The sequence below is a fragment of the Bradyrhizobium sp. 197 genome (assembly GCF_023073375.1).
GTDB lineage: Bacteria > Pseudomonadota > Alphaproteobacteria > Rhizobiales > Xanthobacteraceae > Bradyrhizobium.
On sequence record NZ_JADPJJ010000034.1, the window covers coordinates 20,447 to 29,370 of the forward strand.

The following is an 8,924-nucleotide window of genomic DNA, read 5'->3' on the forward strand; positions in this document are numbered from 1 at the left end:
CCGGCGAGAAGGAAGATCCCGGTCCGGAGACTTGAAGCGGAACGATCTACGACGTCGCTTCCTGGATCTGGACCGACGGCTGGCGAGAAGCGGAGTTTCCAAAGATTAGCCGCAAATAGGTCACGGCATAGATCAAAGCTCCAATGCCGAAAAGCAACCACAATATGGGCTGCCAAACCGGCACGTAGGTGAGATTTCCGTCGTAACGATAGGCCGTCTTGGAAACGTCGGGGAGGCCATTCGCCGGCCAGAAATGTGCCAATACACCGACCTCCTCCTTGCAGTTTTGAGGACAGCTAAAGTTGCCGTCGATCGCAAAGTACAAACTTCTGCGCAAAAATGTTCCCTCGAGGATAGCCAAACCGAGAAGGGGCAGCCCGACGAACAGGATCAACGACCAGATCGCGACAGTGCGGGCCTTATCCGATATCAGTCGAAGATCGGATTTGGTGGCCACCTATCGAACCAGGCCCCGTCCGTATGTCGCCTCGCAAAAGCCTTCGCCCACCACAGCGGCCAGACACAAAGCGTGGCGACAACGGGAACACCGAGAAGGGCAACAGCATGAGCGTTGAGCGAAGACCAGTCTAGTCCGAGGATTTCGAGAATCTTGCCCGCTCCGGACTTCGCGCCGCGCGTCAGAAGAAATAGCGCAACGGTGCCTGAAAGCGTAAGCCGCGACGCCTTGCCCCACTGTTCGCGGAGCATGTCGTCTGGGCTTTTTTTATCGGCCATGTATTCGCGCCCTTCTTGCTACAAACCCAGACGTCTGCCGAGCTTCCTTATTTCATTGTTCGGGCCTGGCCCGTGCTCGAGATCGTGTTTTGCGTTATCAAGGTTTCTTATAATGTCATTGTTCGGCCCGAGCCCATGCTCGAGATCGTGGAGCGCATTCGTAAAGGCCTTCACGATCTCGTTGTTCTTCCCGAACTCCGCGCCTCCGAACAGAACTTTCAATATCCGAGTCGACCGATGGGCACGCCGCAGCGGCGCGTGATGCCGCCTTGACGCTGTCGGTCAGCGCGTGACGCTGAGCGATGATTTCTGGCGGCAGCTCTGCGGCGTCGGCTGAATTCATCTCGAGCTTGGCACTCACGATGTAACCGTTTTGCGTCGCCTTTAGGAGCGCGCCTTCGACAATCGTTGTCGTCTGACGGTGAAAACAACGTGTTCGCGACCTATTTCAAGAAGTACAGGCCCAGCCTCGGAGATCGTCTGTCGGCGTTGCTGCTGCAGGTCTATCTTCACTACGACCCCGCCATCGTCAAATTGCTACGCCACCGCCTACCTCTACCACGACAACGCATGGACTTTCTGTTGCTGCTCCCGGACCGCCAGCGGATCGTCATCGAGGTCGACAGCAAGCAACATTTCTCAGAGGACGGCAAACCCTCGCTGAAGGTCTACGCCGACATGGTGTCGGCCGACCGGGAATTGCGGCTTGCCGGATATGAGGTATACCGCCTCGGTGCGAACGAAGTTGTCGGCGACGGCTCCGAGGCGAGAATTGCGGATTTCTTCGACAAGCTCTTCCGACTCCATCGAGTCGGCAGTGAGAACTGATAGTGCGAGGTTGAATTGAAGCGCCACACGCTCGCACGGGCGCTTCGTTCGTAATTCTGCGGGATCTGCGATCATGAGCGAAGGGCGGGAATTTCAGGAGATCGCTCATTGCGGTGGGCAGGTGATCTTCACCGTCGACAGAGGCGACGAGGCGGCGCGTCAGTGACGAGAAACCCCTCCCTTAGATGCACCAGAAACGCATCCTGGCAGGTCTCATCATCCGGGCCCGCTGCGTTGCAGTTAATGATGCTCAGCGAGCTCGCCTACCTGGCCCAGCAATCAAACCGCACAATGCATGCGACAGCCACGCAGCCAACCCGATCAGCGTCCAAGAGCCCCAACCCTGCACTCGTTCTATAGCGACATGCCAAGCTTTGCGCGCCGGTCAACTACCAACGCTGGTGATTGATCGAGATGAACGATACATGGCAATTCTTGGTTAATGAACGTTAGGCTGAGCGTCGCGTGCCAAAAGTTGGCGCTAACGGACCTGATCGATTCCACTCGCTCATCGCCGGTAGGAATTCTGCGCACTAAGGCCGCTCCAGCCATGATGACTGTGCAAGGGATTAGGCCACTCGCGGCGGGAAAGAAATATGGCAGCAAACGGGGCAGGCTCCGAGAGATCGGTGATCCTAATCGACAACTTCGACTCATTTACATTCAACATTGCCCAGATGATCGGTGAGGTGAATGGTAGAGACCCCATCGTCCTCGATAACACCGTGCCATGGAGAGAAATCCGCAAGATCCCCCATGATCGCATTATCCTCTCGCCGGGGCCGGGAAATCCTCATACTCCAAAAGATGTCGGCGCTACGATGGATGTTTTGGCCGGCAGCGCCGTTCCGGTCTTGGGAGTATGCCTGGGGCATCAATCCATCGCCCATTTTCATGGCGCATCCGTCTCCCGCGCGCCGGAGCCCCTCCACGGCCGGATCCGCACCATCACAACCTCCGGGACGGACCTGTTCCTGGGGCTGCCCCGCTCCTTCGATGTGACAAGATACCATTCGCTGGCAGTGACCGGTGAGCTTCCGGAATGTCTTAAATGCACTGCCATGAGCGAGGATGGCGTCATTATGGGACTCCGGCATCGGCACCTGCCGCACTACGGCATACAGTTTCACCCGGAATCCATCTGCTCACAATACGGACGAGAGATGTTTGCTAACTTCCTCTCCGATGTATGCGCCCCATCGGTAGCGCGGTCCCCACTTGTGCGCCTGGAGGTGGCCTGATCATGCTGGGCATGCCCCGCCTTAGCGACTTTCCCTTCGAAACGACCAAGTATGACGCGAGAAGTTCGACGATCTCATGCAGAGCCAGCGCTGAGGATGTATTCGTGCACCTCTTCCGGGGTACACAGCCTGCTTTCTGGCTGGACAGCAGTATGCTGGTGCCCGGGCTGTCGCGTTGGTCGTTCATAGGAGGGCTTGGCGGACCGGGCAGCTATCTTGCATCCTACGATGCGTCTCGACAGGAAATCGAGATTACTCGCGACGGCCAGGCGCCCCAGCTGACCATCTCCGGATCGATTTTCAAGTTCCTCGCCGATAACCATGCCACCTGCAAGCTGCAGGATGAGGGCGACGTGCCAGATATTCCCTTTAAAGGGGGCCACGTGGGCTATTTCGGTTACGAACTGAAATCTCTCACCTGCGGCGTCAGCTCCCCACCCTCTAAATGTCCAGATGCAACCTTCATCTTCTGCACAAGATTCCTCGCCTTCGATCATGAGAATGGCAGCATCCATATCGTCGCACTCTACCCCAAAGCCGAGGCCGCATTGGCTGACGAGGTCGCCCTTTGGATCAGCAAGAACGAACGTGACATTCGGCGCATCGAAGCAGCCCCCAGCACTACCCCATCGTCACCAAACGCAAAAAGCGCTCCGCTTCAGTTCAAGCTTCGTCAGGGGCGAGCCCGGTACCTAGAACAAATCGAAAGATGCCTTTCCGAGATCCGCGCCGGCGAGACTTACGAGGTCTGCCTGACAAACGAGATTACTGTTGCGGCAGAGATCGACCCGCTTGATCTGTATCGGGTCCTAAGGCGGAGAAACCCGGCCCCTTACTCGGCTTTCCTCAGACTTGGAGATCTCTGTGTTGCCTGCTCGTCCCCGGAGCGATTCCTCAAGATCGATCGCAACCTCATTGTCGAGACCAAGCCCATTAAGGGCACTGCGGCTCGACATGAGGTCCCAGCCGAAGATGAGCGGATCGCAGAAGAATTGCGTCTGGACGAAAAGAGCCGGGCCGAAAATCTCATGATCGTGGACCTGATGCGGAATGATCTCGGCCGCATCTGCCGCACCGGAAGCGTTCATGTGCCAAGCCTCATGCACATCGAAAGCTACAAGACCGTACACCAGCTGGTCAGCACCATTCGTGGCGAACTGGTGTCGCCTGACGATATCATCCCCTGCATTTCTGCGTGTTTTCCAGGCGGGTCGATGACGGGCGCACCTAAGATTCGAACCCTAAAACTCCTCGATGAACTGGAACAAGCGCCGAGAGGTATCTATTCGGGGGCGATCGGTTATCTGTCTCTGTGCGGCCAGCTTGATCTGAATATCGTCATCCGAACGATCGTCTGCCGGGGACGCCAACTGAGTATCGGTTGCGGCGGGGCCATCGTCGCGTTGTCTGACCCCAAGGCGGAGTTCGAAGAGATTCTCCTCAAGGCGCGCCAGCCGATCCGTGCGATTGCCGAGGCCATGACAGGCAACCCAGATCATGACGTGGCGATCGATGGCCCAGACGATGATGCAGGCGCGGAAACAGTACCCGATTCTGCACATCGTGTCCGTCTGGCGACATTCCAGGACAGGGACACGATTGCACAATGCGTGGGAAGGCTTCTCACGGAGCTCGGAGGACCGGGGCCGCAATTCGACCGGCAGACGGCGGTCAGCGCTGCTGGGCAAATCGCGATGGATTCGCGGCTCGGCTTCGCCCTGATAATGGAGGATGTGCCGGCAGCCGAAGTGATCGGCATTGCTGTCGTCTCCCAGGTCACCGCAGTAAGGGCTTCAGGCCACTATGGCATCCTGCAGGAGCTCTGGGTCGATCCCCGCTATCGCTCGGCTCAAAGTGGGAGACGGCTTCTGGCCGCCCTGGATGGCGAGGCGCGGGTGCGGGGCTGGCCCATGGTCGAAGTGTCTCTTCCCTCGACCGACCGTTCCGGCGCCGAGAGGCTCGTCGCATTCTATGAAAGCATGGGCTTCGGATCGGCGGGAGAACGGCGACGAAGGAGGCTTCTGTGAACTGGCTAACCGTACACACGACGCCGGTCTCACCTAGCCCTGGGGGCCTTATCGCCGATGCGACGGGGACGAGTAAGCCTTCAAGGGAAGTGGGGGATCGAATCAACGAGATCCGAAGCGGATTGGAAAGCTCGCCTGGTGTCCAATTTATCTCGACCCCTGAGACCGTCACGGACGAGGTCGTATCGATCCTGGGCAGCCTTCATGATCCGGGCTACCTTGAGGCACTCCGCTTCGGGCCACATCCACAAGAGCCAGAGATCACCGAGCTTGCTAGAAGATATACCGCGCCCGGTGTGCCGCAAAACACATCCGTCGACGCGGGGATATATCAGCGCGCCCTTTTGTCCGCCGCTACCGGCTTCGCAGCCGCGACCACAATCGCCTCGAAGCGAACTCTAGTAAGTTACGCACTATGTCGGCCGCCAGGGCACCATGCTGGGCGCAGCTTCATGGGTGGGTATTGTTTGCTGAACAACGTCGGAGTCGCGGCGCTGAGCCTGCGCGCATCGGGCTTCCGCAAGCTGGCGATCCTCGACCTCGATTTCCACCCTGGCAATGGAACAAGCGATGTGCTGAGCACACACCCGGATATCGGATTCGCCAGCCTGCACGCCCGGACTGACGTCAATTTCCCCTGGATCCCGCAACTTCAACCAGCACTCGACAGCCACAGGTATCTTGAATTTCCGACCGATCCGAGCCCGGCAGCATACACATCGGCGCTTCGCGGGCTCTTGGAATCCGACTGGGCCGCCACGCTGGACGTTCTGGTTGTCAGCTTGGGGTTCGATATCGTCGTCGGAGATCCGCATGGTGGTTGGACACTTCCGCCAGAAATCTACCGAGAGATCGGCCTGGCATTGGCCTCGATCGGCAAGCCGATCTGCTTCGTACAGGAGGGCGGCTACCGGCTGGACACGTTGTCGGCCTGCGCCAAGCATCTAGCCGCCGGCCTGCGACTTGGAATGCAGGAAATGGGCAGGAGCCATGCATGACTGATACCTTCACCCCCGACGCGGGCCTTCTTCCATTTCGGGAGATCATCAACAAGCTGGACAAACAACTGGTGGACATCCTCAGCCGGAGGCTTTCCGTCTGCGCTGAGGTTGCACGCTACAAGAAGGAACGCGGGATCGCGATGATGCAACCCGATCGCGTTACAGAGGTAAAGGCGCGTTGCGCCGAGATTGGGGCGGAACGCGGCCTGCGCAGGGAATTCACTGAAGATCTTTATTCGCTGATCATAGGAGAAGCCTGCGAGCTCGAAGCCATGATCATAGACGAGCAGATGGACGTCTCCTGATGGTCCGCATCTACACGCTCGGCCCAGCGAGAAGCTGTCACCATCATGCGACCTTGAAATATCTCGAGTTCCAAGGGATCGAGCCGCAAGACATCATACTCGTCGACGATCTCGTGGCTGCCGCGGCCGAGGCCGCAGATCGCGGCGACAGCTATGTCCTCCAATGCAGCGCGCACCTGAATGTCCATCTCGTGACCGAGAAATTCCGCGACCGTCTGCAGGTCGTCGACACCTTCATATTGCCCACCCAGAGCATCGCGGTCGTCAAACGCAAGGACGTAAAGGAGCCTCGGTCGCTGGGTCTCCCCGAGCCAACGATGGGGTATATCGACAAGAATGCTTGGAATGAGCTGATTTTCGAAACGACAAAGCCGGTTGTAGAGAAAAAACTTCTCGAAGGCGTGTATGATGCGGGCGTTGCTTACAGCAGATCGGCGCTCGAACATCCCGAAAAGCTCGAGATCATGCAGGAGATTGGCGAGGTGGTGACGACCTGGCTATTGTACGGTCCCCGCCCTCGCTACTCCGACACGATCATCGCCAGCCCCTATCCTGAGTTGCATGACGTGCTGCCTTGAACACACGAACCTGAACGAGCACCGTCATGACCTCCTCCCCTCCTGACGCGCGAACGAAGCTCGTCATTGCCGCTCTGACCATCGCCGCCTTCGCTATCGGCCTGGACACATTTGTCATCATTGGGGCGCTCGATGTGATCTCTCGTGACCTCGGGATTTCAACCGGCGCGGCGGGCTGGATCATTTCGATCTACGCACTCTGCTACGCTGTCTTCGCGCCGCTGAATGCCTGGATGTTCAAGGCCATGAGCCGTCGCAATGTCCAAATCCTGTCCGTTTCGATCTTCATCATCGGTAACCTGATCTGCGCGGTCGCGCCGAACTTCCTAATTCTTGCTGCTGGTCGCGTCATTTCGGCCTACGGCGCGGCGATGTTCACCCCGGCGGCTACCGCACTAACCGCCGAGCTCCTGCCGCCTACCCGCAAAGGTTTCGCGTTGTCCCTCATCTTCGGCGGCATGACCGTTTCACAGGTTGCTGGCGTCCCGGCCACCAGCTGGATCGCAGGTGCTATCGGCTGGCGCTTCGCATTCGGTTTCGTCGTCATTGCCGGGCTTCTCGCATTGATGATCTTCGCCCCGATGATGTCTGGAATCCCTGCCAAGATGCCGGAGCGCGGAAACGGACCGACCTCCAAAGAATTCTCCAAAATCATCTACGGTATCCTTTCCGTGACACTATTCGTCGTTGTTTCCGAGTTCATCGTTTATTCCTATGTGAGCGTCTTCATCACCGGTTTTCTGCTTGCCGGGGTTCCGCTGCTCTCGGCCGCGCTCTTTGCCTACGGTTTCGGAGCCGTGACGGGAAACGCAGCGTGTGGCGTTCTGACTGACCGTTTCGGCCCCTATAAAGTCCTCATCGCAGCCATAGGCGCACAGCTAATCCTGCTCGTAGGTTTGGTTGCATTTGGACACCATGGTGCCCTCACCGTGCTCTTCGCCTTCCTTTGGGGCAACGTCAGCTACATGTATCTGGTGCCGATCCAGCACCGGCTCCTCGGCCTAGCCGGGGATAGGTCGAAGCTGGTCCTGGCAATGAACAGCTCGACTACCTTCGCAGGGATCGCCATCGGCGCTTTTCTCGGCGGCATCCTCGTCGAGATCAGCGGAGTCACATCGCTGGCCGTGGCGTCCATCCTGATTGGTCTCATCGGCGTCGGGCTGGCTGTTGCCTTCATGCGTGATGCAGCGCCTGCGGAAGCTGCGAATGCGGCATGAACGGGATGAAATCGAGCACGATCGACCACCAGGATGCTTGTCGGGTCTGCTTGGTCAAGCGCGGAGCAAGCCGCATACGCCCTTCGTCAGTCTAGACTATGGACATCACCATGCAGCACGTGGTCGATAGCGCTTGTCAGCCATCCATCTGGCTCATGCCAGATGACTCTCGTGCGCCCGCTTCGCTCGCCCTGATTCGCTCTTGCTCACGCGGCATTGCGCTCAGCTTTACCTCACCTGCTAAGTGCAGTTGACCTGCTCCCGCCAAATGAGGCCAGTCTGAACTGGAATTTCCAATTATGATCCCGTGTCGGGACGAGGAGAGCTCCATGAAGCATCGAAGTTCAGCGAGGCCCAAATCGCATTTGTTTTGAAGCAGGCGGAAGACGGTGCGCCGGTGGCCGAAGTCTGCCGCAAGGCCGGGATCAGCGACGCCACCTTCTATGATTGGCGCAAGAAATATGCAGGACTCATGCCGTCCGAGATGAGGCGGCTGCGTCAGCTCGAGGAAGAGAACGCCAAGCTGAAGCGGATCGTCGCCGACCTGTCTTTGGACAAGGCCATGCTGCAGGACGTGCTCTCAAAAAAGCTCTGAGGCCTGGCCGCAAGCGCGAACTTGTCGACAAGTTGCGCAGCGACTGGAAGGTATCGATCGTGCACTGTACGTCTACAAGTCGAAACGCGGCGACCAGGCCGACCTCAAGCATAGGTGTCAATCGGCGTTCGACTGGGGCTCTGACGCATATTCGATGATCGTGATTGTTTTTATGGCGCGCCAATCAGCCTTGCCTGAAGGAGATCGAGCTTAGCGCGCCCGTACATCTGCCGTTTGACCAGCTTGAGCTTGGTGATCTGAGCTTCCACTTGGCCATTGGACCATGGTTGCGTGATTGCCGCGTGCACCGCGCCCTTATCGTTGGCAATGCCATTCGCGAACGAGGCAATGAGGCTCCGCTTGGATTCCTCAATCCAAGGTTCGAGCGGCATCTCAT

11 protein-coding genes and 1 pseudogene are annotated in these 8,924 nt (G+C 58.1%); 9 read left to right on the top strand and 3 right to left on the bottom strand.

The genetic code is table 11. The features are described 5' to 3' along the window. Positions 1-46 precede the first annotated feature (46 nt). Positions 47-457: a hypothetical protein gene (locus IVB27_RS08875; protein ID WP_247442964.1), complete on the bottom strand. Its 411-nt coding sequence runs from the start codon at positions 455-457 to the stop codon at positions 47-49. Then, positions 430-735: a hypothetical protein gene (locus tag IVB27_RS08880; protein WP_247442966.1), complete on the bottom strand. Its 306-nt coding sequence runs from the start codon at positions 733-735 to the stop codon at positions 430-432. Before IVB27_RS08880 ends, IVB27_RS08875 begins: the two co-directional genes overlap by 28 nt. Before the next feature lie 72 nt (positions 736-807). On the opposite strand from IVB27_RS08880, the gene IVB27_RS08885 reads away from it, so the two are divergent. The 9 genes and pseudogenes from IVB27_RS08885 to IVB27_RS08925 all read left to right on the top strand — a co-directional run. Beyond that, positions 808-1,008, top strand: a complete 201-nt coding sequence (locus IVB27_RS08885) for a hypothetical protein (RefSeq protein WP_247442968.1) — start codon at positions 808-810, stop codon at positions 1,006-1,008. Positions 1,009-1,167: 159 nt separating this feature from the next. Further along, positions 1,168-1,563, top strand: a complete 396-nt coding sequence (locus IVB27_RS08890; RefSeq protein ID WP_247442969.1) for a putative endonuclease domain-containing protein — start codon at positions 1,168-1,170, stop codon at positions 1,561-1,563. 629 nt (positions 1,564-2,192) lie between these two features. After that, positions 2,193-2,804 (top strand): anthranilate synthase component II, encoded by a 612-nt coding sequence (locus IVB27_RS08895; protein WP_247294233.1) that lies wholly within the window; start codon positions 2,193-2,195, stop codon positions 2,802-2,804. A gap of 2 nt (positions 2,805-2,806) precedes the next feature. Next, positions 2,807-4,831 (top strand): aminodeoxychorismate synthase component I, encoded by a 2,025-nt coding sequence (gene pabB / locus IVB27_RS08900; RefSeq protein ID WP_247442972.1) that lies wholly within the window; start codon positions 2,807-2,809, stop codon positions 4,829-4,831. An 89-nt stretch (positions 4,832-4,920) separates the two neighbouring features. Continuing rightward, positions 4,921-5,829 (top strand): arginase family protein, encoded by a 909-nt coding sequence (locus IVB27_RS08905; RefSeq protein WP_247442976.1) that lies wholly within the window; start codon positions 4,921-4,923, stop codon positions 5,827-5,829. Next, entirely contained in the window at positions 5,826-6,137 is a 312-nt protein-coding gene (locus tag IVB27_RS08910; RefSeq protein WP_247294229.1) for a chorismate mutase, read from the top strand. Before IVB27_RS08905 ends, IVB27_RS08910 begins: the two co-directional genes overlap by 4 nt. Further along, the gene (locus IVB27_RS08915; RefSeq protein ID WP_018458978.1) at positions 6,137-6,715 is read left to right on the top strand and encodes a hypothetical protein; all 579 of its coding nucleotides are present in this window, start codon (positions 6,137-6,139) and stop codon (positions 6,713-6,715) included. Before IVB27_RS08910 ends, IVB27_RS08915 begins: the two co-directional genes overlap by 1 nt. Before the next feature lie 26 nt (positions 6,716-6,741). Continuing rightward, complete coding sequence (locus tag IVB27_RS08920) at positions 6,742-7,932, top strand: MFS transporter (RefSeq protein WP_247348849.1); 1,191 nt, start codon at positions 6,742-6,744, stop codon at positions 7,930-7,932. Between the two features lie 307 nt (positions 7,933-8,239). Then, a pseudogene (locus IVB27_RS08925) lies at positions 8,240-8,553 on the top strand (transposase); the annotation flags it as partial. Between the two features lie 144 nt (positions 8,554-8,697). Here the strand turns inward: IVB27_RS08925 and IVB27_RS08930 are convergent. After that, the coding region (locus IVB27_RS08930; protein ID WP_247442973.1) for a transposase at positions 8,698-8,924 on the bottom strand (227 nt) is incomplete at its 5' end.